Genomic DNA, 22,333 nt, shown 5'->3' with positions numbered 1-22,333 from the left:
CACATTATCGGGGCAAAACGGATGACCCCATTAAATACTGGTCTACTGCTTGGGCACATTGACGGCCTTCGCGAATAGCCCAAACTACTAAAGATTGGCCACGGCGCATATCGCCAGCGGCAAATACCTTGGGAACATTCGTTTGATAGGCATTTTGACCTTCTACAGTCGCTTTTGCATTGCCGCGAGCATCTTTCTCAACACCAAACGCATTCAATACCTGTTGCACTGGGGAAACAAAGCCCATTGCCAAAAGCACTAAATCAGCTTTGATCTCAAACTCAGAGTTTGGAACTTCTGACATTTTTCCGTCTTTCCATTCCAAACGTACGCCAATGAGTTTTTCAACCTTGCCGTTTTTACCTTCAAAACGCTTTGTTCCTACAGACCAATCGCGATCACATCCTTCTTCATGAGAAGAAGATGTGCGCAATTTGGTAGGCCAGTATGGCCAAACCAATGGCTTATTCTCGACTTCTGGTGGTTGAGGCAACAATTCAAACTGGGTAATTTTTGTTGCGCCATGGCGATTAGAAGTGCCAACGCAATCAGAACCCGTGTCACCACCACCAATTACAACAACGTGTTTATCCGTTGCACGAATTTCATTTTTAAAGTCGCCTGCGTTTTCTTTATTTTGCGGAATCAAAAATTCCAAAGCAAAATGCACGCCACTTAACTCACGGCCTGGTACAGGAAGATCACGTGGCTGCTCTGCGCCGCCAGTAATTACCACCGCATCAAAGTCTTTCATGAGCTGCTCAGGTGAAACTGTTTTGGTGGAGTAATTTTTTACTTCGGCGCCAATGGCCTCTTTGCCAACAAAAACGCCTGTTTCAAATTTCACGCCTTCAGCTTGCATTTGCTCTACGCGACGATCGATGAGCCACTTCTCCATCTTGAAGTCAGGGATGCCGTAACGAAGCAAACCACCAATACGATCATTCTTTTCAAATACAGTGACATCATGACCAACGCGCGCCAATTGCTGTGCGGCCGCCATACCCGCAGGGCCACCGCCAACAATCGCTACTTTCTTGCCAGTCTTAGTTTTGGATGGTTGCGGCTTAACCCAACCACTTTCCCAGCCCTTATCAATAATGGCATGCTCAATTGACTTAATGCCAACTGGCGCACGATTAATTCCCAAAGTACAGGCTGCCTCACATGGCGCTGGGCAAATACGACCAGTAAATTCTGGGAAGTTATTGGTTGATTGCAAAACATCTAATGCATTTTTCCAATCACTATGAAAAACTAAATCATTGAAGTCTGGAATGATGTTGTTAACTGGGCATCCGTTATTGCAAAATGGAATACCACAATCCATACAACGCGCACCCTGAACTTTTGCCTCTTCATCAGTTAATGCCGCAACAAACTCTTTGTAATGGTGGAGACGTTTAGCAGGCGCTTCGTATGTTTCATCTACGCGCTCAAACTCCATGAATCCAGTGACCTTACCCATATCTAATCCTTAGTATCTTTTCTTAATATCTATTGGCTATATTGATTACGCTGTAACCACGTTCTTCTGTGACTTTTCCCACAGCTCACCCAAGGCACGTTTGTACTCGGTTGGGAGAACCTTCACAAAGCGATTGCGGGCATTTTCCCAATCGGCCAATAACGCTTTAGCGCGCTCTGAACCGGTGTAGCGGAAATGACGCTCAATCAAACCTTTCAAGATTTGCTCATCAGTCAAACGCTCGCCACCATCTTTAACATCAACAGGAGCATGCCACTCTGATTTAGGCATCTTGGCAATCTGCTCAGCAGAAGGCAATACCTTTTCTAAAGTCGCCATACTGGTATTGCAACGTTGACCAAATAAACCATCCTCGTCATATACATAAGCAACGCCTCCGCTCATGCCAGCTGCAAAGTTGCGGCCAGTAGTGCCGAGCACTACCACTGTTCCACCAGTCATGTACTCACAACCGTGATCGCCCGTACCTTCGACAACCGTAGTTGCACCAGAGTTACGCACAGCGAAACGTTCGCCAGCAACACCGTTAAAGAAGGCTTCGCCAGCAATCGCACCATAAAGAACCGTATTGCCAACAATGATGTTCTTAGAGGTATCACCGCGGAACTCATGTGGAGCACGTACGATGACACGGCCACCTGATAAGCCCTTACCGACGTAGTCATTACCATCGCCCACTAAATCCAAGGTGATACCGCGGGCTAAGAATGCTGCAAAGCTTTGACCAGCCGTACCATTCAACTGAATATGAATGGTGTCGTCTGGCAAACCAGCATGACCATAACGTTGAGCCACTTCACCTGAAAGCATTGCGCCAACAGTACGATTCACGTTCTTCACAGGAACGATGAAAGAAACTTTTTCACCACGCTCGATAGCAGGCTCGCTCTTCTCAATCAAGATATTGTCTAGCGCATTAGCTAAACCATGGTCTTGAGTGAGCACTTGGTAACGAGGAACATCAGCGGCAACTTGCGGCTCAGCAAAAATCTTGCTGAAATCCAAGCCGTGCACTTTCCAGTTCTCAATACCCTTGCGAGTATCCAAAAGATCAACACGACCAATAAGGTCATCAAACTTTCTGATGCCAAGTTGCGCCATGATTTCGCGAGCTTCTTCTGCAATGAAGAAGAAGAAATTCACAACATGCTCCGGTTTGCCAGAAAACTTCTTACGCAACTCAGGGTCTTGTGTCGCAACTCCAACTGGGCAGGTATTAAGGTGACACTTACGCATCATGATGCAGCCCTCAACTACCAATGGGGCCGTTGCAAAACCGAATTCATCCGCGCCTAACAAGGCGCCGATGACGACATCGCGACCAGTCTTCATTTGACCATCAGCCTGAACGCGAATACGGCTACGCAAACCATTCAACACTAGAGTTTGCTGAGTTTCAGCCAAACCTAACTCCCATGGTGATCCAGCATGCTTAATTGAGGAGAGCGGAGATGCGCCAGTACCACCATCATGACCTGCGATCACAACGTGGTCTGCTTTTGCTTTGGCAACACCAGCAGCAACCGTACCAACGCCGACTTCAGACACCAACTTCACAGAAACATCAGATTTTGGATTTACGTTCTTGAGGTCATGAATTAACTGAGCGATATCTTCAATTGAATAAATATCGTGGTGTGGAGGAGGAGAAATCAAACCTACACCTGGTACGGAGAAGCGCAACTTACCAATGTAGTCAGAAACCTTGCCGCCAGGCAATTGACCGCCTTCACCAGGCTTTGCACCCTGCGCCATCTTGATCTGAATTTGATCAGCAGAACGCAAGTACTCAGTGGTCACACCAAAACGACCAGAGGCAACCTGCTTGATCTTCGAACGCAATGAGTCGCCATCTTGCAATGGGATGTTTGCCTCAACTACATCTTCACCCAAGATGCTAGCAAGGGACTCACCCTTCTTAATTGGAATGCCTTTGAGTTCATTTACATAACGATTTGGATCTTCACCACCCTCACCGGTATTGGACTTGCCGCCAATCCGGTTCATGGCGATTGCCAAAGTAGCATGAGCTTCGGTAGAGATAGAACCCAAGGACATTGCGCCTGTTGCAAAACGTTTAACAATCTCTTTTGCAGGCTCAACCTCATCCAAAGGAATGGCTTTGCTTGGATCAATCTTGAACTCAAACAAACCACGCAAAGTCATCTGACGCTTAGTTTGGTCATTGATGATGTTGGCGTACTCTTTATAAGTTTGATAGCCCTTCTCTGCACCAATACGAGTGGAGTGCTGCAACTTAGCAATCGTATCTGGAGTCCACATGTGATTTTCACCACGAATACGGAATGCATACTCACCACCCGCATCCAACATATTGGTCAATACAGGATCATTACCAAATGCGGCTGTATGCATACGCAAAGCTTCTTCGGCAACTTCAAACACGCCGATACCACCCACATTAGATGGTGTGCCTTTGAAATACTGATCAATAATGTCGCGATTTAAACCAATCGCTTCAAAAATCTGTGAGCCGGTATAAGACATGTAAGTAGAGATGCCCATTTTAGACATCACTTTTTGTAAGCCTTTACCAACAGCTTTCACAAAGTTCTTAACTGCTTTCTCACCAGACAAATCGCCTGATAGGCCTTTGGCCATATCGACTAATGTTTCCATTGCAAGGTACGGATGGACTGCTTCAGCACCATAACCAGCCAAGAGAGCAAAGTGGTGAGTCTCACGCGCACTACCTGTCTCAACCACGAGACCAACGCTAGTGCGCAAACCTTTTTGTACCAAATGCTGATGAATTGCTGATGTTGCCAAGAGCGCAGGAATAGCAACGTGCTTCTCGTCAACTTGACGATCGCTCACGATCAAGATGTTGTAGCCAGAACGAACTGCATCAGCAGCTTCAGCACACAATGATGCCAAACGCGCTTCAATACCTGCTTTACCCCAAGCAGCTGGATAGCAAATATCAAGTTCATAGGAGCGGAACTTGCCATTGGTGTAATGACCGATGTGACGAATCTTTGTGATGTCATCAAAATCCAAAATAGGCTGACTAACTTCTAGTCGCATTGGAGGATTGATGTTGTTGGTGTCTAACAAGTTTGGCTTTGGTCCAATAAAAGAAACCAAAGACATCACCATGTTTTCACGAATCGGGTCAATCGGAGGATTGGTCACCTGTGCAAACAACTGCTTGAAGTAGTTGTACAACGGTTTGTTCTTGTTTGAGAGAACCGCTAATGGGCTGTCATTGCCCATTGAGCCGATGGCCTCTTCACCATTCATGGCCATTGGGGCCATGAGGTACTTGATATCTTCTTGCGTGTAACCAAAAGCCTGCTGACGATCGAGCAATTTAGCAGCTGGACGAATGGTAGTTTTTTCATCTACCAAATCCGCTTTGCTAGCATCAACTTCATCAAGCTTCACGCGAACTGCATCAATCCAACTCTTGTATGGCTTGGCTTTTGATACTGCATTCTTAAGCTCAACGTCATCAATGATGCGACCTTGTTCCATGTCGATCATGAACATCTTGCCTGGTTGCAAGCGCCACTTTTGAACGATCTTGCTCTCAGGAATTGGCAATACGCCTGCCTCAGAAGCCATGATCACCAAATCATCATCAGTAACGTAGTAACGCGCTGGACGTAAACCATTGCGGTCCAAAGTTGCGCCAATCTGACGACCATCAGTAAATGCCATTGCCGCCGGGCCATCCCATGGCTCCATCATGGACGCATGGTATTCATAGAATGCACGACGATTGTCATCCATCAATGTGTGCTGTTCCCATGCCTCAGGGATCATCATCATCATGGCTTGTGCTAATGGATAACCTGACATCACTAATAACTCTAAACAGTTATCAAAACATGCGGTGTCTGATTGACCTGGATAAATGAGTGGCCACAATTTTTGCAAATCATCGCCAAGCACTGGGGAGCTAATCGCGCCCTCACGTGCATTCACCCAATTCACATTACCTTTAACGGTATTAATTTCACCGTTGTGGGCAATCATGCGGTACGGGTGAGCCAACTCCCAAGCAGGGAAAGTATTGGTTGAGAAACGTTGATGTACCAATGCCAACGCGGAAACCGTACGAGGATCTTGCAAATCTTGGTAATAAGCGCCAACTTGGTTGGCCAACAGCAAACCCTTATAAACAATGGTTCGCGCGGACATCGATGCTACGAAATATTCTTTGCCATGCTTTAAGTGCAAGTCTTGAATCGCATGACTTGCTGTTTTACGAATCACATACAACTTACGCTCAAGCGCATCAGTTGTCATGATGTCGCGACCGCGCCCAATAAAAATTTGACGGATGAATGGCTCAGTCATTTGCACTGTTGGAGACATCGGTAACTTCACATCAACCGGCACATCTCTCCAACCTAAAACTACTTGACCCTCTAAACGTACTGTGCGCTCGAGTTCTTGCTCGCATGCTAAACGTGAAGCATGCTCCTTCGGCAAGAAAATCATACCGACGCCGTATTCGCCTAAAGGTGGCAATGTGATGCCTTGCTTTGCCATCTCTTCGCGATACAAAGTATCTGGAATCTGAATCAAGATACCCGCGCCGTCACCCATCAACGGATCAGCACCAACTGCTCCCCGGTGATCCAAGTTCTCCAGAATCTTTAAACCCTGAGAAACAATCTCATGAGATTTCTTACCCTTGATGTGGGCTACAAATCCTACGCCACAAGCATCATGTTCATTTTGTGGGTCATACATCCCTTGAGCAACTGGACGAATCTGGGTATTTAATTGAGTAGTCATAGTATTTCTCAGAGGCGCAACGGCCTGATTACGTTTGGAGGATCAAATATAGGTGAATACCCATACTGTTGCAATAGAAATAAAATGACTCTGTCCCATTTATTTTGATATTTGTCGGGCTAAATTCTTTTAATTAGGGACAGAGTCAATCTTTAGACTCTGTAAATTAACCCTCTTTAATACCTATACCACTGAATTTAAAGGGATTATTTTCTTCGGGCGCCCTCTATGGCGCATTTGAATCAAATCTGGCGAATCTTTGAACAACTTTTTAGCGTAAGCATCGCTTACCCAAGGCTTAGATCGAATCAAGGATTCTGTGATTTGACGATCCTCCCAATGGGGGGCGCCTTCTTTAACGAAATTAGCCCAATTCATCTGGCGCTCAAAAGGAGTGTTTCCCAGCCTCCAAAATTGAGGATGATCCATCAGCCAAGGCTCAGCATTTCCCCCAATATGAGTAGCAAAACTAGTCCACTTGGAATCTTGGGGGCTGGACTCATAACCGGCTCTGACCGGATTTAATTCAATGTAACGCTGGCAGCGCAAAAAGTAATCTGGATCAATCAAAGAAGATCGATACCTACCTTCCCAAATGGTTCCAGATCGATGGTGCTGTTGATTGAAGTATTGCGCGTAACGTCGTCCCAAAGATTGCATTGTTTTTGCAAGAGAATCTTCGTTTTGCGGGGTAAGCAACAAATGCACATGATTAGGCATCAATGCAAATGCGTGCACTGCGCAAGAAAATTGTCTTGCGGCATCGCGTAACCACTCTAGATAAATTTGTCGATCTTCGTCTTTGAAAAATAGCGTTTCGCGATTGTTACCACGAACCATCACATGCATTGCTTGACCAGGTACAACAGTGCGCGCTTGCCGAGCCATCGTAATTCCGAACTACTGTAGTTCGCGCACTCCGCCATTGGTTGCGAAGTCTGGAACATACCAATCGCCATCGAGCTGCGTTACGCCACTAGGTACCTCACGAGAAATCTGCGGCACATCCTTTAAGGCTGTACCCATATAGGAAATCCACATTGGTAAGGCTAAGCCGCCACCTGTTTCACGATCACCCAAACTGGCGGGCTTATCAAATCCAATCCAAGCAATAGCAACTACTTTAGGGTTGTAGCCAGCAAACCAAGCATCATGAGATTCATTAGTAGTACCGGTTTTACCGGCAATGTCTGAACGTCCCAATTTGCCACGTGCGCTTGCCGCAGTACCCGTCTTTGTTACCTCTTGCAACATGCTATCCATCACAAATGCGGTACGCGCATCTAATACACGAGGCGCACCATCACCAACACTTGCGGGCTTAGCTTCAAACAATACGGTACCTTTTGAATCTACCATTTTGTCAATCAAAAAAGGATCAACACGATAACCACCGTTAGCAAATACGCTGTATGCAGAAGCCATTTGTAACGGCGTTACTGAACCCGCGCCCAAAGCCATCGTTAAATACGGCGGATGTTTTTCAGGTTCAAAACCAAAACGCTGAATATATTCTTGAGCATATGAAGGGCCGATAGCGCGAATAATACGAACAGAAACCAAATTCTTGGATTTAGCCAATGCATTACGCAAGCGCATCATGCCGTCATATTTACCGTCATAGTTTTTTGGTTCCCAAGCTTGGCTACCTGTCTCGAGACTGCCAATCGATAATGGCGCATCGTTGACCATAGTGCTAGGTGTAAAGCCTTTTTCAATTGCAGCCGCATAGATAAAAGGCTTAAATGAAGAGCCTGGCTGACGCAGTGCTTGAGTGACGTGATTAAATTGGTTGCGACGGAAATCAAAGCCGCCAACCAAAGAAAGAATGGCGCCCGTCTCTGGATTCATCGAAACAAAAGCGGCTTCAACTTGAGGTAATTGCGCTAGTTTCCATACTCCACCATCAGACAGTAATCTCACTACCGCGCCAGGACGAAGACGTTTTTTGGGTTGAGTGCTGTCGGTTATTGATGCGGCCGCCAACTTCATACCCTCACCTTTAATGGTGATGGTATCGCCTGTTGAAATCATCACCTGCATCTCTTTTGGCTTAACGTCTAAAACTACGCCGGACTGTAGGTCATCTAATTGAGGGTAAGCCAACAATGCTTCATCAATTGCGCGTTGTCGCTTAACTGGATCCTCTGGCAAATCAATGAATCCTTCAGGCCCTCTGTAAGCATGACGCAAGTCATATTCAAAAATCCCACGGCGCACAGCTTTATAAGCCGCATCTTGATCGGCCTTACGAATAGTTGTGTAGACATCGATTCCTTGCGAATAGATCGCCTCACCATATTGCGTGAAAAGTAATTGGCGCACCATTTCCGCGGGGAAATCCGCACGTACAGCAAATTCATTACCAAGCCCGCGAATGTGCAATTCTTCTGCCATAGCCTTTTGATACTCATCGGTGCTGATGTACCCAAGGTCACGCATACGCTGCAAGATATATTCTTGGCGCACCTTAGCGCGCCTGAAATTGGTTACCGGGTTGTAAGCCGAAGGAGCCTTTGGCAAGCCCGCCAACATCGCAGCCTGCGCAATCGTAATGTCCTTGAGTTCAATCCCAAAATAGATCTGTGCTGCGCTAGAAAATCCAAATGCTCTTTGACCCAAGAAAATCTGATTCATGTAAATTTCGAGAATCTTGTCTTTCGTTAGCTGTGATTCAATTTCCCAGGCCAGCAGCACTTCATAAATTTTTCGGCTGAAGGTCTTCTCATTGCTTAAGAAAAAATTACGCGCAACCTGCATCGTGATGGTAGAGGCGCCCTGAGACAGGTGGCCACGTAGGTTGGTCGCTGCCGCTCTTAATATACCCACATAGTCCACACCACCATGGGAATAAAAGCGATCGTCTTCAATTGCCAACACGGCATTACGCATGCTGAGTGGGATCTCGTTAAGCGGAATCACTTTGCGACGCTCTTCACCAAATTCACCGATTAATACTTTGTCAGCAGTGTAGATGCGTAAGGGCGTTTTTGGGTTGTAGTCCGTTAAAGCAGAAATTTTTGGCAAATTGGGTTTCGCCACTAAGAATGCATAACCGAATAGCAGCGTCACCACGAAAGCTACTGCAACGCCAATAATGAGCAATGCCTTCATCAAAGGACTGCCGGATGATTGCCTTGGTGAACCTGGGTTTACTCCAGGCTGACGAGGACGTCTATCGGGCGGACGAATAGGACGTCGATTAAACGTCGGCTTGTCTTTTGGGGGAAGCGCCATAAGTTCAAATTATAGGGTGCTTAGCTTCTTTCATTAAAACATCCAAAACCTGTGTTTTCTGACAAATCATTCGGTTTAGTCCGATATTTTTGCTAGCCGCCAATTTTCACAATAAAGGGCATGCCAGCCCGAAAAATCTCCCCGCAATCTTTTGATGACATTTTGAGTGAACTTGGCGATGACCCTGCTATTCCAGACCCCCATGGAATTCGTAAACCCAATAGCCCCAATAATTACAACCACCCTGAATGGGCTGATATGGCCACCCCCCAGAAACCCAAAATTCAGCTCAATTTTCAAGACCAAATCCCACACCTGGAAAGCTTGAAAAAGGTCGGTTTGCTTATAGGGGCTGGAGTGCTGGTAATCGCTTCAGCAGTGGCACTATTTTTGACCTTCAACCCAACCAGTCCGATACAGAATCCTAGCCTTGAAGTATCCAAACAAGACATTGCTGAATTGAAAAAGGAGTTGGCTTTATTGCGAGAGGAAATGCTAGATTCTGAGGATGGCATATATGAGGCAATAGAATTAATAGAAGTGAGTATTCACTCATTAGAGAAAATCAAGATACAGCCAGCCCTCAAAGCCAAGCCTCCTGCCATTCCTTTTGAGTCTGAAGTGCGTCGCTGGCGCTATTTGGGGGTCAGTCAAATGGGAGGCTCACATCGCGCCTTTTTTCACAACGGCAAGACCACGCTGATGATTGAAATGGGAGGGCTTTTGCTTGGGGATTGGAGACTAAGCAATGCGGATAAAGAGGCGGCCACTATCAACCACCCCGAAGGCAAATCCCTCACTCTGAAAGCTGCGATTTCCGAATGATTTTCAAATCCAAAATTACCAATCTGTCGATAGCCCTCTTGCTAGTTTTGTTGATTAATCCCGCTGCAGGATCAAACCCTCCAAACACAAATTTGCAGGTCCCAATTAGCTTGCAATTTACTGACATAGAACTGACTAATCTTTTGCAAATTCTGGCAAAACTAGGAAACACCAATTTTCTATTGAGTGAATCCATCAAAGGGAAGATCACAGTAGATCTTCAAAACACCCCCTGGCAAACCGCCCTTCATTCCATTTTGGCTAGCCGTGGTTTGCGCATCATTCGCAATGGTGACATTTATTGGATTGGCCCTCATGCAGAAATTGTGGCATTCCAAAAATTTCGTCGTGAGGATGCGGCACTTCCATTTGGTGGCGACCACATCAATAGTCCTAGACAGATTTTGATAGAGGCGCGGATTGTGGAAGCTGACGAACGCTTTGCACGAGAGCTTGGGGCGAAACTCAACCACCAGGCAAACTCAATTAATAACAATCCAGAAAACAAAATGGGTGGCAATTTCGACCTATCTGGCTCAGGCCTGAATGGCTTTAATCCTACTGCATTCGCGGCTACCTTGGTATCCAAAAACGCCAGCCGTCTTTTGCAATTAGAACTATCGGCACTGGAGTCTGAAGGCCAAGGAAAAATTCTGTCAAACCCTCGAATAATGACTGGCGATCAAGTAAAGGCAACTATTGAACAAGGTACCGAGCTTCCCTATCAAACCACCTCACAAAATGGCAGCAAATTGCAATTTCGAAAGGCCAATCTTCGCCTAGAGGTTTTACCCAAGATTCATCCAGATGGAAAAATCTCTATGCTGGTGGGCATTAATAAAGACACCATCGGAATGAAAACAGAACAGGGCTATGCCATCGATACCAAAAGCTTAAGTTCAGAAGTGACTGTTGAAAATGGAGGGACTGCCATTATTGGGGGAATCTTTCAAACCACAGAAAGAGAGGATGAGGTCAAAGTCCCTTTATTGGGAGATATCCCCCTTCTTGGCCATTTATTTCGCCATAAATCAAAATTACAAGATAAAACTGAACTCTTGGTCTTCCTTACCCCTACCGTCCTAGATAAACCCTAATAAAATCGAGGGGTGAACTCTACGACAAACAATATCTTTCTAATCGGCCTCATGGGCGCCGGAAAGTCGACCGTCGGTAAAGTCCTCGCAAAAAAATTAGGTCGCCGTTTTCTAGATGCTGATCATGTGATTGAAGAGCGTTGTGGCGTCAAAATTCCAGTGATTTTTGAAATGGAGGGTGAAGAAGGCTTTCGTAAACGCGAAGCTCAAGCCATCCGAGAAATCACAAACGAACACAACATTGTTTTAGCCACCGGTGGTGGAGCAGTTCTGCTTCCTGAAAATCGCAAAGCACTCAGCGAACAAGGCACCGTTATTTATCTTCACGCAAATCCAATCGAGCTATGGCATCGCACTAAAGGTAGCGAAGGGCGCCCATTACTACGCAACGGTGATGCTAAAAAAATTCTAGAAAACTTATATGCAATTCGCGATCCTTTGTATCGAGAAATTGCTGACCACGTGATTGAAACCGGAAAGCCCAGCGTCAATCAACTGGTCAACACTCTTATCATGCAGCTTGAACTCTCCGCTTGAACACAATCATGAAAACACTTGAAGTTGATCTTGGTAATCGTAGCTATCCCATCTATATCGGCGCCGACTTAATTGATCGCCCTGATCTCTTTAAGGCTTGTGAGAAAGCTAGCTCTATTTTTGTTGTTACCAATACCACTGTTGCTCCCTTGTATGCGCAGCGCCTCACCAAGACCCTAGAAACCTTTGGCAAAACAGTTAGAACTATTGTTCTGCCTGATGGGGAGTCTTATAAAGACTGGAAAAATCTACAGCTTATTTTTGATGATCTTCTAAAGTTTGGCGCTGATAGACAAACGATGCTAGTGGCCCTAGGTGGGGGCGTGATTGGCGATATGACTGGTTTTGCTGCAGCCAGTTTCATGCGGGGTGTTCGCTTTATTCAAGTGCCAACCACTCTTTTGGCGCAAGTGGATTCTTCTGTCGGTGGCAAAACAGGCATCAATCATCCGCTGGGTAAAAACATGATTGGCGCCTTTCATCAGCCTATCGCAGTCATTGCCGATCTCAATACATTAAAGACGCTCCCTGCGAGAGAACTGTCAGCGGGACTTGCTGAAGTTGTGAAACATGGTGCAATTGCGGATGCCAATTTCTTAGATTGGATTGAGGCTAATGCAAAACCACTGCTGGCATGCGATACCGATGCAATGAGCCATGCTGTTTTACGTTCTTGTGAAATTAAATCTGCAGTTGTATCTGCCGATGAAAGAGAGGGTGGCATACGCGCAACCTTAAACTTTGGTCACACATTTGGCCATGCGATTGAAGCTGGTATGGGCTATGGCGAATGGCTTCATGGTGAAGCCGTGGGTTGCGGCATGGTACTCGGTGCTGATTTATCTTGCCGACTTAACTACATCACCAAAGCAGAAGCAGAGCGTCTGACAAAAATTATTCAGTCCATGAATCTGCCGATCGTTCCTCCAAAATTTGGCGGGAAACGTTATCTAGAATTGATGCAAGTCGATAAGAAAACCGAGAGCGGTCAAATTCGCTATGTTGTTCTAGAGAAAATCGGCAAGGCCCAAATTCAGGGCGTACCAGACGCCCAGGTTCTAGAAACTTTGAGCGCTACAGGGGCTGCTTAAGCCCCAATCTACTAAGATTTAATTAGCTGAATTTTGATTGGCTGGCCAGCTTGCACGCTAGCAAATTCAGAAAGATCACTTAGCAACTCTTTACCCGTCTTGGTATCGAGCCACACCGGTTGAGCTACAGTGCCAGCCCAACGATAGTGGTAACCACCGGATTTAGCGGCAACCCAAATCTCATGTAAAGGCGGTTGTGTATTGACCACAATGACGCTTTTATCCCGAAAACGGATATTGATGACATTACCACCTTGGCGCTCAACATCGAGATCTAAATCGAGCTCATCATCAGCGGCCTCTAATGCCACCTCAATGGAGTGCAACAATTGCGCGCCCAACTGGTGAAACTGCTTGTCATCAATGACTTCTACATTCGAGCTATTTACATTCATAAAAGGGGCCTGCGTGCTATATTCAATCATTCGTTTAGAGACATTCATGATAGCGATTCTTTATAGATACCTTGGTATTGCCATCCTAATATCCCTAGTTGGATGTGGGGTTAGGGGTCCGCTATATATGGCAAATGTGCCACCGGCTCCAACTGCGCCAACAGAGCCAGAACCCAAAGGCAAGCTCTATCCGCCGCAAACCACAACAACTGCACCAGCAAGCAGCAACCCCTCATCGGCTAATTAATGACAAGCAACACACCTCCAATTCCTCGCTTATCTGGTTTTACAGAGCGCAATGGCGCTTGGTATGCCGAAGATATTGCTTTGGCAGATTTGGCAAAAGATTTTGGCACCCCACTTTATGTATATAGCAAGAAAGCGTTGACTGAGGCGTACCAAGCGTATGACAAGGCCTGCGTTGATACCCAAGGCAAACGCCGCGCACGCGTTCATTACGCCATGAAAGCCAATAGTAACTTAGCAGTTATTAACTGCTTCAAAGAACTCGGTGCTGGCTTTGATTTAGTCAGCGGCGGTGAGCTAGCACGCGCGCTGGCCATTGGCGCTGACCCCAAAGGCCTTGTATTTGCTGGGGTTGGCAAATCTGCGGCGGAAATTGCCTCTGCTTTAAAAGCAGGCGTGAAGTGTATCAATGTTGAATCCATTGCAGAGCTTCACAAAATTAATCGTGTTGCTACTGAGCTTGGTCTACGTGCGCCAATTTCACTACGAGTCAATCCAGATGTCGATGCACAAACACACCCCTACATCTCAACAGGATTAAAGGGAAACAAATTTGGCATCGCATATCACGAAGTTTTAAAAACGTATCGTGAGGCATCACTACTTTCTCAAGTTGATGTAGTTGGTATTGATTGCCATATTGGCTCACAAATCACCACCACAGCCCCTTATTTAGATGCGCTTGATAAAGTGCTAGATCTAGTTGAGCAACTCAAAAAAGAAGGTATCGTCATTCACCACCTCGATTTGGGTGGTGGCCTTGGAATCGCCTACAGCGATGAAACTCCACCTGACATTACGGAGTTCACCAACACCCTCTTGAACCGTGTAGCTGAGCGTGGCTTTGGTCATCTAGACGTTGTTTTAGAACCTGGCAGATCCCTTGTCGGTAATGCTGGCGTCCTATTAACAACCGTGGAATACCTTAAACCAGGGGCAGAAAAGAACTTTTGTATTGTGGATGCGGCCATGACTGAACTGATGCGCCCCGCCCTATATGAAGCTCACCATGGCATTGTTCCAGCTCAGGCAAAACAAACAAAGAGCCTGAAATATGACGTAGTTGGTCCAGTGTGCGAATCTGGTGACTGGCTTGGTAGAGATCGTCAACTAGCAGTTGATGAGGGCGATCTGCTAGCAATCCTTTCGGCAGGAGCTTACGGGTTTGTCATGGCGTCAAACTACAACACACGGCCCAAACCTGCAGAGATTATGGTGGATGGTAAGAATGCTTATGTCATTCGTGCTCGTGAAAATACCCAAGATCTCTTTGCGAATGAAAGTGTTTTGCCTAAATAATTTTTGAACTTTGATTCGCTTGAAATGAGCAAATAAAAACCCCGCTGATCTAGCGGGGTTTTGTTTTTGGTTACTGCCTATTACTGCTTATTTTTTAATGTAAGCCTGCGATGTAATCAGATACCGCTTTCATTTCTTGATCGGAAAGCTTAGAAGCAATCGTTGTCATTTGGCTGCTGTTCTTACGTACACCGTCACGGAATGCAAGTAATTGTGCATTTGTGTAATCAGCCCATTGACCGCCCAATCGTGGGTACTGAGCAGGAATACCAGCGCCATTAGGGCTATGGCATGCCGCGCAAGCAGGCACGCCTTTTGCGGCAATACCACCGCGGTAAATGCTTTGACCTAATTCAATTGTGTCTTTGTTTTGAGCAACCCCTTGTGAAACGGGTTGCTTGACCAAGAATGCAGAAATGTTTTGCATATCTTGTTCTGTCAAAGTAGCAGCCATACCCATCATCACTGGGTTTGCGCGAGTACCCTCTTTAAAGTTCTTTAATTGCTTTGTTAGATAAGCCGCATGCTGAGCAGATAACTTAGGCCATGTAGCAGTAGCACTCTGACCTTTTGGACCATGGCAAGTTAAGCAAGCAGTTACTCCGCGACTTGCATCACCATTGGAATACAGCGCCTCGCCTGCAGCAGGATCGACTTTAGGCTTGCCTGGTACTGCAGGCTTTGCTTCAGCGGCAGCCGCAGGAGCTGGAGCAGCATCATTTGCAATTGCCAGTCCAGAAACGCCAATCAAGGCGAAAATAGAAAGGGCAGCAAAACCAGCGCGCAAGCTAGTGAATTTGGAGATTTGGGAGGTTTGACGCATTATGTTTACCTTGGCAAAAATTCCTAAAAGTGTTTGGGCCCTACTTTTACAACCTTTTACCCAACACCATGAGATATTTCATGATTTTGCGTGATTTTACAATAGCTTCTAGACATGTCTAAACTCTTTCAAGCCCGATTCGCCACCACAGTCAATGACACCCATTGCCTGCCTGCCGCCCCTCTGAGGGAGGTAGCGTTTGCCGGTCGCTCAAATGCGGGTAAATCAAGCGCAATTAACGTCCTGTGCAACCAAAAAAGGCTTGCTTTTGCTAGTAAGACCCCAGGTCGCACTCAGCACATTAACTATTTCGGTCTTTTCTCAAAAGACGAGCTTTTGGCCTATCTAGTCGATTTACCAGGGTATGGCTACGCAGCCGTCAATCACGAAACAAAATATCACTGGAATACCCTACTTAGCGATTACCTCCAAGAGCGCGAGCAATTGGTGGGCATGATCCTGATCGTGGACTCCAGGCGTGGACTCACCGATTTAGATGAACAAATGATTCAGTGGTTTGTACCAACTGGTAAACCTATTCATGTCTTATTAAGCAAGTGCGACAAACTCAATAAAAGCGAATGCAAGCACGCGCTTGAAGCGGTTCGTAAACAGCTTCAACAATACGATCCTGCATTGCCCGAAGGCACTGGAGAATCAAAACAGCTTACGGCACAATTATTTTCAAGCACCAAGCGTATCGGCCTAGAAGAGGCAGATAATCTCATTATTAAATGGCTATTTGAACCACAAACCCATGAAGATCAAATCCCAGGCTAATACTTTGCTCAAATTTCCAAATCATCGCCCTCGCCGTATGCGTCGTGACGACTGGTCTCGTCGACTCATGCTAGAGAACGCCGTTTCTGCAAATGATTTGATTTACCCAGTCTTCTTGTTAGAGGGCAAAGGTAAGTCTGAAGCTGTAGCTTCAATGCCAGGAGTGAACCGCCTCTCCTTAGACCTGCTCATGCCGGTCGCGCAAGAGTGTGTTGATTTAGGCATTCCTGTTCTTGCTCTCTTTCCTGTCATTGATGCTTCACTAAAAACACCAGACGGCAAAGAAGCCTTTAACCCCAATGGCTTGATCCCAAATGCAGTTCGTGAACTCAAAAAACATTTTCCCAATTTAGGGATCATGACGGATGTTGCACTTGATCCTTACACAAGTCACGGTCAAGATGGTGTTCTAGATGAGCAAGGTCGCATTCTGAATGATGAGACTACCGCCATTCTAGTAAAGCAAGCAATTGCACATGCGCAAGCTGGAGTTGATATCGTTGCGCCTTCAGACATGATGGATGGTCGCATTGGAAAAATTCGTGAGGCGCTTGAAGAGCAGAAGTTAATTCACACACGCATCATGGCCTATTCAGCCAAATACGCATCCGCTTTCTATGGTCCATTTAGAGATGCGGTTGGCTCAGCAAAAAACCTTGGCAAGGCCGATAAAAAAACCTACCAAATGGACTGCGCCAATGGCGACGAGGCTTTGCGGGAGGTTGCCCTCGATATTAGTGAAGGTGCTGATATGGTGATGGTCAAACCCGGCATGCCTTATTTAGACATCGTACGCCGAGTGCGCGAAGCATTTGATTACCCCACATACGCATACCAAGTCAGTGGCGAATATGCCATGCTCAAAGCAGCAGCTCAAAATGGCTGGCTTGATCATGATGCCGTCATGATGGAATCACTGCTCGCATTTAAACGCGCCGGAGCAGATGGTGTATTGACTTATTTCGCGCTAGAAGCAGCGCGTTTAATAAAAGCAAACCGCAAATAAATACCTCTTATTTATTTGCGGTCATTTGTTATTAGTTTGCCGCTTCCTTACTACGTTATTGCGTTTTAATTACTTGTTTTAAGCGCTCTGTAAAACGCTCTGGCGACATATAGCCAACCACTCTTTGGTCCTTTTGCTCTTCAGAATTTTGATTAAAAAACAAAATTCCAGGGGGGCCATACAAACCAAATTTCTTAAGTAATGCCTGGTTCTCAGGGCCATTCGCAGTCACATCGGCCTGCACTAAAACCACTTGTTTTAATTGCTTGCTTACCTCAGGATTAGCAAATGTATTCACTTCCATTTCTTTACAGCTAATACACCAGTCAGCATAAAAATCAAGCATGACAAATTTGTTTTCTTGTTTTGCTTTTGCTAACTGCGCATCCAACTCTGCTGGCGAATGAATTACTACAAAAGATAAATCTCCTACCTGACGAATGCTTTGACCGTTACTCATTTGGCTCAAGCTGTTGGTTTGATTTTTTTCAAAGATCGGGGAAGCAATCCAAGCTGCGGTTGCTACCAATAAAACCCCAAGGGTGCGCTGCAACCACAACATCCAGATACCGGTTGAAGGAATTAATATGCGAGCTTCAATCGCAATAAAAAACAATGGCAAGCCCATACCGAGAGCCATCACAAAGAGTAGGCTTGCACCCAGGCTCATTGACCCAGTTTGCGCAATAAAGGCCAAAACTCCTGCCAATGGGGCCGTAATACAGGGGCTAGCGACTAAGGTAGAAATACCGCCCAACGCAAAGGCACCAAAGACGCTGCCCCCTTTTTGGCGGCCTGCCAGGCGATCAATGTGCTGATGCCAGGCTTGGGGAAGACGCAGATCATAAAGGCCAAAGAGGCTGCCTGATAGGACTAAAAGCAAGGCTGCGAAGGCGATTAGGGCAATGGGGCTTTGCAGAACACGCTGAACGCTTCCGCCAAGAGCAGCCATTAGTACTCCCGCCAACGCATAGATCAAAGCCATACCAAATACATAGGAAAGTGCTAAAACACTAGCGCGTCCTTTGGATACAGCTTTGCCATCTTGCGCACCAAATATGACGCTCGACAGAATTGGCAGCATTGGCAATACGCAGGGCGTAAACGCCAAGGCAAGACCCAAAACAAAGAATGCTAAAAATAAATAATGAGTTGAAGCGTTTTCTAAAAAACGTCCAATCGCACCGACATCATCTCGCTCGCGCCACAAATCGCTCAGAGTGAATTCAGCGGATGGAGAAGCTTGTCCTTGTGCTTGCGAGTCAAACGCTTCTAGAATAGGCGACACCCTAACCCCAGGACCCGAAAGGAATAATTTCAGGGTCATTGGCGGATAACAAATCCCGGCTTCTGCACAACCCTGCAGCGTTACTTCCAAATGTATTGGTTTACTTGAATTTACTTTCGTATCCACAAATACCAAGAAAGGCTCTTTGTATACTTGCAGTTTTTTTCCAAAGGTTTCATCAAACTTTTCAACACCTGGTGGAAGTGAAGGCCTTATATTGCCTAGCTTGGCGGCCTGTTGTCCCATCTGAAACTTCAAGGACTCTTGATAGATGTAATAGCCTTTAGCAGGCAAAAATTCGATTTCAATTTGATTGGCATTTTCCAACCAAGTAGCCTCAACGCGAAAGGCTTTTTCGGGTGGTAGAAAATCTGGAGCCGCAAATAACTGGGTTGATACCAGAATGAAGAGTGCGAAAACTCTCGTAAATAGTGAATGCAATTTCATGACTAGGAATTTACCTCTGAATTCACCCATGCGCCATATTGCTTAGAGTATTGTTCTGGAGTAAATGCCAAAATCTCGGGCAAATCATAAGGATGATTTTTCTGAATAAAACTAGAGATTATTGGCCATTGATTTGCAGTTGTTTTGGCTGAGAGCAATACTTCTGATTCCTCGCAAACTTTACCCTCCCATCGATAAATCGATTGGATGCCACCACTCAGTTGGACACAGGCAGCAAGTTCTTGATCCACAAGGTCGCGTGCAAGGCTTTGAGCTGCCTCCATACTGGGAAGACTGGTTACCACCACCAACAGCTGACTGGACTTAGATTGGGCTATTTCGGGAAGGTTTTGAGGCATACCGTAGTTATAAACCGATCAATGAAAAAAGCCAGACCGAGGCCTGGCTTTCTGAATTACCGCACAACTAAAGGCTTAAGCCTCTTCAGCTACAGCTGCTGTTTCTTCAACTTCTGGGCGGTCAACTAACTCAACCAATGCCATTGGAGCATTGTCGCCATGACGGAAGCCAAACTTCAAAATGCGAAGGTAGCCACCTGGACGTGTTGCGTAGCGTGGGCCAAGTTCTGTAAAGAGCTTAGTCACGATATCGCGATCACGAGTGCGATTAAATGCCAAGCGGCGGTTTGCTAAGTTATCTTTTTTACCCAAGGTAATCAAAGGCTCAACAACCATGCGCAATTCTTTTGCTTTTGGCAGAGTGGTTTTAATCACTTCATGCTCCAAAAGAGAATTGGACATATTGCGTAGCATCGCCAAGCGATGTGAAGATGTTCTATTTAGTTTGCGTAAGCCGTTTCCGTGACGCATGATGCTTCCTTTCTAATTATTTCTCGAGGTTAGCTGGAGGCCAGCTTTCGAGTTTCATGCCGAGACTTAAGCCACGAGCAGCCAATACGTCTTTGATTTCATTCAAGGACTTACGGCCCAAATTAGGCGTCTTCAACAATTCATTCTCTGTACGTTGGATCAAATCACCGATGTAGTAAATGTTCTCAGCCTTCAAGCAGTTTGCAGAGCGAACTGTAAGCTCAAGATCATCTACTGGGCGCATCAACATTGGATCAACCATTGAAGAGCGGCTTGGCGCCAGATCACCAGAAACTTCGCTGCTCTCAAGAGCCGCAAATACAACCAATTGGTCAACCAAGATACTAGCAGCTTGACGAATTGCCTCTTCAGGAGACAACACACCATTAGTTTCGATAGTCATTACGAGACGATCGAGGTCGGTACGTTGCTCAACACGAGCAGATTCAACAGCATAGCTAACGCGGCTAACTGGGCTAAATGATGCATCTAAAACGATGCGGCCAATAATCTTAGAAGTTTCGTCGTTGTACTGACGAACGTTACCAGGAACATAGCCACGACCTTTTTCAACCTTGATCTGCATATCCAACTTGCCACCAGCAGACAAGTGAGCGATCACATGATCAGGATTAATAATTTCCACATCATGTGGTAAATCAATATCTTTAGCAGTAACGACGCCAGGGCCTTCTTTACGCAAATTGATAGTGACTTCGTCACGTGACTGCAACTTAAACACGATGCCTTTGAGGTTTAGCAAGAGATTTACAACATCTTCTTGCACGCCATCTAAAGTGGAATATTCATGTACTACACCTGCAATAGCTACTTCAGTTGGAGCATAACCAACCATCGAGGACAAGAGTACGCGACGTAATGCATTGCCGAGTGTGTGGCCATAGCCACGCTCAAACGGCTCCATAACAACCTTAGCTTGGTTGGCGGTAAGCGCTTCAACAGAAATAATTTTTGGCTTGAGCAAATTTGTTTGCATATTTTTTCCTTGAGAGTGCCTAATTAACGTGAATACAATTCGACGATCAAACTTTCATTAATTTCACCGCTAATATCTTCGCGGTCAGGCACTTGCTTAAATGTTCCCTCCAGCTTGGCTGCGTCAACTGAAACCCAGGTAACTGCAGACATTTGCTGAACCAAATTGAGTGATTCTGTAATACGAGCTTGCTTCTTCGCTTTTTCACGAATTGCAACAACATCGCCAGGTTTAACCTGAATCGATGGAATGTTCACCGCGCTACCATTCAACATAATGGCGCCGTGAGAAACCAACTGACGTGCTTCCGCGCGTGTTGAACCAAAGCCCATGCGATAAACCACGTTATCGAGACGTGACTCTAGTAACTGGAGCAATGTTTCACCAGTATTGCCTTTACGACGCTCAGCTTCTGCGAAGTAACGACGGAATTGACGCTCTAATACGCCATAGATACGCTTAACCTTTTGCTTTTCACGCAATTGGTTGCCGTAATCAGATGTTCTTGAGCCAGATGTACGACCATGTTGACCAGGCTTAGTATCTAACTTGCACTTGTCTGACAGGGCGCGACGTGCGCTCTTTAAAAATAAGTCGGTACCTTCCCGACGTGCTAATTTGGCCTTAGGGCCTAAGTAACGTGCCACGATGTTTTCCTTTCTTTGCCGCAGTCTTGCGACCGGCGGTGAGTTCGCCCTTTAAATCAGGCGAACAGTGGGCTTTAATAAAAAACTACTAAAACTTGTACTGCCAACTTCCTAGCTTAAATACGACGACGCTTAGGAGGGCGGCAACCATTGTGAGGAACTGGAGTTACGTCTTGAATCTCAGTGATCTTGATACCCAATGAGTTCAATGCACGAACTGCTGATTCACGACCTGGGCCTGGGCCCTTGATCTGAACTTCCAAGTTCTTGATACCACATTCAATTGCTACCTTGCCAGCAACTTCCGCAGCTACCTGAGCAGCAAAAGGTGTTGATTTACGTGAGCCTTTGAAGCCTTGGCCGCCAGAAGTTGCCCATGAAAGCGCATTTCCTTGACGATCAGTGATCGTAATGATGGTGTTGTTGAAAGAAGCGTGAACGTGCGCAATACCGTCAGCAACGTTCTTTTTAACCTTCTTACGAGCGCGCTGTGCAGCGGCGGAAGCGGATTTTTGTTGTGCCATGTCAA

Annotated in this window: 19 protein-coding genes and 1 pseudogene; 8 read left to right on the top strand and 12 right to left on the bottom strand. The window is 46.0% G+C overall.

All coding sequences use genetic code 11. The annotated features are described in order from the left end of the window. Positions 1–4 precede the first annotated feature (4 nt). The 4 genes from ICV39_RS00520 to ICV39_RS00505 form a co-directional block, all read right to left on the bottom strand. On the bottom strand, positions 5–1,468 hold the full coding sequence (locus ICV39_RS00520; protein ID WP_215389979.1) for a glutamate synthase subunit beta: 1,464 nt from the start codon (positions 1,466–1,468) through the stop codon (positions 5–7). A 45-nt stretch (positions 1,469–1,513) separates the two neighbouring features. After that, positions 1,514–6,259 carry a glutamate synthase-related protein gene (locus ICV39_RS00515; RefSeq protein WP_215389978.1) on the bottom strand — a complete coding sequence of 1,582 codons (4,746 nt, stop codon included), beginning with the start codon at positions 6,257–6,259 and terminating at the stop codon, positions 1,514–1,516. A 183-nt stretch (positions 6,260–6,442) separates the two neighbouring features. Beyond that, complete coding sequence (locus tag ICV39_RS00510; protein WP_215389977.1) at positions 6,443–7,147, bottom strand: transposase; 705 nt, start codon at positions 7,145–7,147, stop codon at positions 6,443–6,445. A gap of 12 nt (positions 7,148–7,159) precedes the next feature. After that, the gene (locus ICV39_RS00505) at positions 7,160–9,496 is read right to left on the bottom strand and encodes a penicillin-binding protein 1A (RefSeq protein WP_215389976.1); all 2,337 of its coding nucleotides are present in this window, start codon (positions 9,494–9,496) and stop codon (positions 7,160–7,162) included. Positions 9,497–9,616: 120 nt separating this feature from the next. On the opposite strand from ICV39_RS00505, the gene ICV39_RS00500 reads away from it, so the two are divergent. From ICV39_RS00500 to aroB, 4 genes are read left to right on the top strand one after another with little or no spacing between them, the layout of a single operon-like run. Beyond that, the gene (locus ICV39_RS00500) at positions 9,617–10,321 is read left to right on the top strand and encodes a hypothetical protein (RefSeq protein ID WP_215389975.1); all 705 of its coding nucleotides are present in this window, start codon (positions 9,617–9,619) and stop codon (positions 10,319–10,321) included. Further along, positions 10,318–11,418 (top strand): secretin and TonB N-terminal domain-containing protein, encoded by a 1,101-nt coding sequence (locus ICV39_RS00495; protein ID WP_215389974.1) that lies wholly within the window; start codon positions 10,318–10,320, stop codon positions 11,416–11,418. The genes ICV39_RS00500 and ICV39_RS00495 overlap by 4 nt, the downstream gene beginning before the upstream one ends. A gap of 12 nt (positions 11,419–11,430) precedes the next feature. After that, complete coding sequence (locus ICV39_RS00490) at positions 11,431–11,955, top strand: shikimate kinase (protein WP_215389973.1); 525 nt, start codon at positions 11,431–11,433, stop codon at positions 11,953–11,955. Between the two features lie 8 nt (positions 11,956–11,963). Further along, entirely contained in the window at positions 11,964–13,046 is a 1,083-nt protein-coding gene (gene aroB / locus ICV39_RS00485) for a 3-dehydroquinate synthase (protein WP_215389971.1), read from the top strand. A gap of 11 nt (positions 13,047–13,057) precedes the next feature. On the opposite strand, the gene cyaY is transcribed toward aroB, so the two are convergent. Continuing rightward, entirely contained in the window at positions 13,058–13,441 is a 384-nt protein-coding gene (gene cyaY, locus ICV39_RS00480) for an iron donor protein CyaY (protein ID WP_215389970.1), read from the bottom strand. Here cyaY and ICV39_RS10115 point away from each other — a divergent pair. Continuing rightward, positions 13,410–13,568: pseudogene (locus tag ICV39_RS10115) on the top strand (lipoprotein); the annotation flags it as partial. The gene cyaY and the pseudogene ICV39_RS10115 sit on opposite strands and share 32 nt — an antisense overlap. Before the next feature lie 119 nt (positions 13,569–13,687). Continuing rightward, on the top strand, positions 13,688–14,986 hold the full coding sequence (gene lysA / locus ICV39_RS00470) for a diaminopimelate decarboxylase (RefSeq protein WP_215389968.1): 1,299 nt from the start codon (positions 13,688–13,690) through the stop codon (positions 14,984–14,986). Between the two features lie 94 nt (positions 14,987–15,080). Here lysA and ICV39_RS00465 read toward each other — a convergent pair whose 3' ends face one another. Continuing rightward, positions 15,081–15,809, bottom strand: a complete 729-nt coding sequence (locus tag ICV39_RS00465; protein WP_215389967.1) for a cytochrome c — start codon at positions 15,807–15,809, stop codon at positions 15,081–15,083. A gap of 114 nt (positions 15,810–15,923) precedes the next feature. Here ICV39_RS00465 and yihA point away from each other — a divergent pair, with 114 nt between their 5' ends. Both yihA and hemB read left to right on the top strand, forming a co-directional pair. Beyond that, positions 15,924–16,589 (top strand): ribosome biogenesis GTP-binding protein YihA/YsxC, encoded by a 666-nt coding sequence (gene yihA, locus ICV39_RS00460; protein ID WP_215389966.1) that lies wholly within the window; start codon positions 15,924–15,926, stop codon positions 16,587–16,589. Then, positions 16,567–17,595: a porphobilinogen synthase gene (gene hemB / locus ICV39_RS00455; protein WP_215389965.1), complete on the top strand. Its 1,029-nt coding sequence runs from the start codon at positions 16,567–16,569 to the stop codon at positions 17,593–17,595. Before yihA ends, hemB begins: the two co-directional genes overlap by 23 nt. Before the next feature lie 55 nt (positions 17,596–17,650). Here hemB and dsbD read toward each other — a convergent pair whose 3' ends face one another. The 6 genes from dsbD to rpsK all read right to left on the bottom strand — a co-directional run bounded on the left by dsbD (position 17,651) and on the right by rpsK (position 22,328). Continuing rightward, positions 17,651–19,330 carry a protein-disulfide reductase DsbD gene (gene dsbD / locus ICV39_RS00450; RefSeq protein WP_215389964.1) on the bottom strand — a complete coding sequence of 560 codons (1,680 nt, stop codon included), beginning with the start codon at positions 19,328–19,330 and terminating at the stop codon, positions 17,651–17,653. Positions 19,331–19,332: 2 nt separating this feature from the next. Then, positions 19,333–19,689, bottom strand: coding sequence for a divalent-cation tolerance protein CutA (gene cutA, locus ICV39_RS00445; RefSeq protein WP_215389963.1), 357 nt, complete (start codon positions 19,687–19,689; stop codon positions 19,333–19,335). A gap of 75 nt (positions 19,690–19,764) precedes the next feature. After that, complete coding sequence (rplQ, locus tag ICV39_RS00440) at positions 19,765–20,160, bottom strand: 50S ribosomal protein L17 (protein ID WP_215384400.1); 396 nt, start codon at positions 20,158–20,160, stop codon at positions 19,765–19,767. Positions 20,161–20,176: 16 nt separating this feature from the next. Next, a complete protein-coding gene (rpoA, locus tag ICV39_RS00435; protein WP_173954864.1) occupies positions 20,177–21,157 on the bottom strand; it encodes a DNA-directed RNA polymerase subunit alpha in 981 nt (326 codons plus the stop codon). Positions 21,158–21,180: 23 nt separating this feature from the next. Further along, positions 21,181–21,804: a 30S ribosomal protein S4 gene (gene rpsD, locus ICV39_RS00430; RefSeq protein ID WP_173954863.1), complete on the bottom strand. Its 624-nt coding sequence runs from the start codon at positions 21,802–21,804 to the stop codon at positions 21,181–21,183. A gap of 116 nt (positions 21,805–21,920) precedes the next feature. Then, the gene (gene rpsK / locus ICV39_RS00425; RefSeq protein ID WP_173954862.1) at positions 21,921–22,328 is read right to left on the bottom strand and encodes a 30S ribosomal protein S11; all 408 of its coding nucleotides are present in this window, start codon (positions 22,326–22,328) and stop codon (positions 21,921–21,923) included. Positions 22,329–22,333 lie beyond the last annotated feature (5 nt).

The organism is Polynucleobacter sp. MWH-UH25E, from assembly GCF_018687095.1.
Classification (GTDB): domain Bacteria; phylum Pseudomonadota; class Gammaproteobacteria; order Burkholderiales; family Burkholderiaceae; genus Polynucleobacter.
This window is presented reverse-complemented; position numbering and strand designations above follow the sequence as displayed.

What these genes read in the sequence shown, in the direction of transcription:
- ICV39_RS00495 (WP_215389974.1), top strand. Translation starts at nt 10,318, where the DNA reads ATGATTTTCAAATCCAAAATTACCAATCTGTCGATAGCCCTCTTGCTA.
- cutA (WP_215389963.1), bottom strand. Translation starts at nt 19,689, where the DNA reads ATGCCTCAAAACCTTCCCGAAATAGCCCAATCTAAGTCCAGTCAGCTG.
- rplQ (WP_215384400.1), bottom strand. Translation starts at nt 20,160, where the DNA reads ATGCGTCACGGAAACGGCTTACGCAAACTAAATAGAACATCTTCACAT.
- hemB (WP_215389965.1), top strand. Translation starts at nt 16,567, where the DNA reads ATGAAGATCAAATCCCAGGCTAATACTTTGCTCAAATTTCCAAATCAT.
- aroB (WP_215389971.1), top strand. Translation starts at nt 11,964, where the DNA reads ATGAAAACACTTGAAGTTGATCTTGGTAATCGTAGCTATCCCATCTAT.
- ICV39_RS00510 (WP_215389977.1), bottom strand. Translation starts at nt 7,147, where the DNA reads ATGGCTCGGCAAGCGCGCACTGTTGTACCTGGTCAAGCAATGCATGTG.
- ICV39_RS00505 (WP_215389976.1), bottom strand. Translation starts at nt 9,496, where the DNA reads ATGGCGCTTCCCCCAAAAGACAAGCCGACGTTTAATCGACGTCCTATT.
- rpoA (WP_173954864.1), bottom strand. Translation starts at nt 21,157, where the DNA reads ATGCAAACAAATTTGCTCAAGCCAAAAATTATTTCTGTTGAAGCGCTT.
- cyaY (WP_215389970.1), bottom strand. Translation starts at nt 13,441, where the DNA reads ATGAATGTAAATAGCTCGAATGTAGAAGTCATTGATGACAAGCAGTTT.
- ICV39_RS00465 (WP_215389967.1), bottom strand. Translation starts at nt 15,809, where the DNA reads ATGCGTCAAACCTCCCAAATCTCCAAATTCACTAGCTTGCGCGCTGGT.
- lysA (WP_215389968.1), top strand. Translation starts at nt 13,688, where the DNA reads ATGACAAGCAACACACCTCCAATTCCTCGCTTATCTGGTTTTACAGAG.
- ICV39_RS00500 (WP_215389975.1), top strand. Translation starts at nt 9,617, where the DNA reads ATGCCAGCCCGAAAAATCTCCCCGCAATCTTTTGATGACATTTTGAGT.
- yihA (WP_215389966.1), top strand. Translation starts at nt 15,924, where the DNA reads ATGTCTAAACTCTTTCAAGCCCGATTCGCCACCACAGTCAATGACACC.
- ICV39_RS00520 (WP_215389979.1), bottom strand. Translation starts at nt 1,468, where the DNA reads ATGGGTAAGGTCACTGGATTCATGGAGTTTGAGCGCGTAGATGAAACA.
- dsbD (WP_215389964.1), bottom strand. Translation starts at nt 19,330, where the DNA reads ATGAAATTGCATTCACTATTTACGAGAGTTTTCGCACTCTTCATTCTG.
- ICV39_RS00515 (WP_215389978.1), bottom strand. Translation starts at nt 6,259, where the DNA reads ATGACTACTCAATTAAATACCCAGATTCGTCCAGTTGCTCAAGGGATG.
- rpsK (WP_173954862.1), bottom strand. Translation starts at nt 22,328, where the DNA reads ATGGCACAACAAAAATCCGCTTCCGCCGCTGCACAGCGCGCTCGTAAG.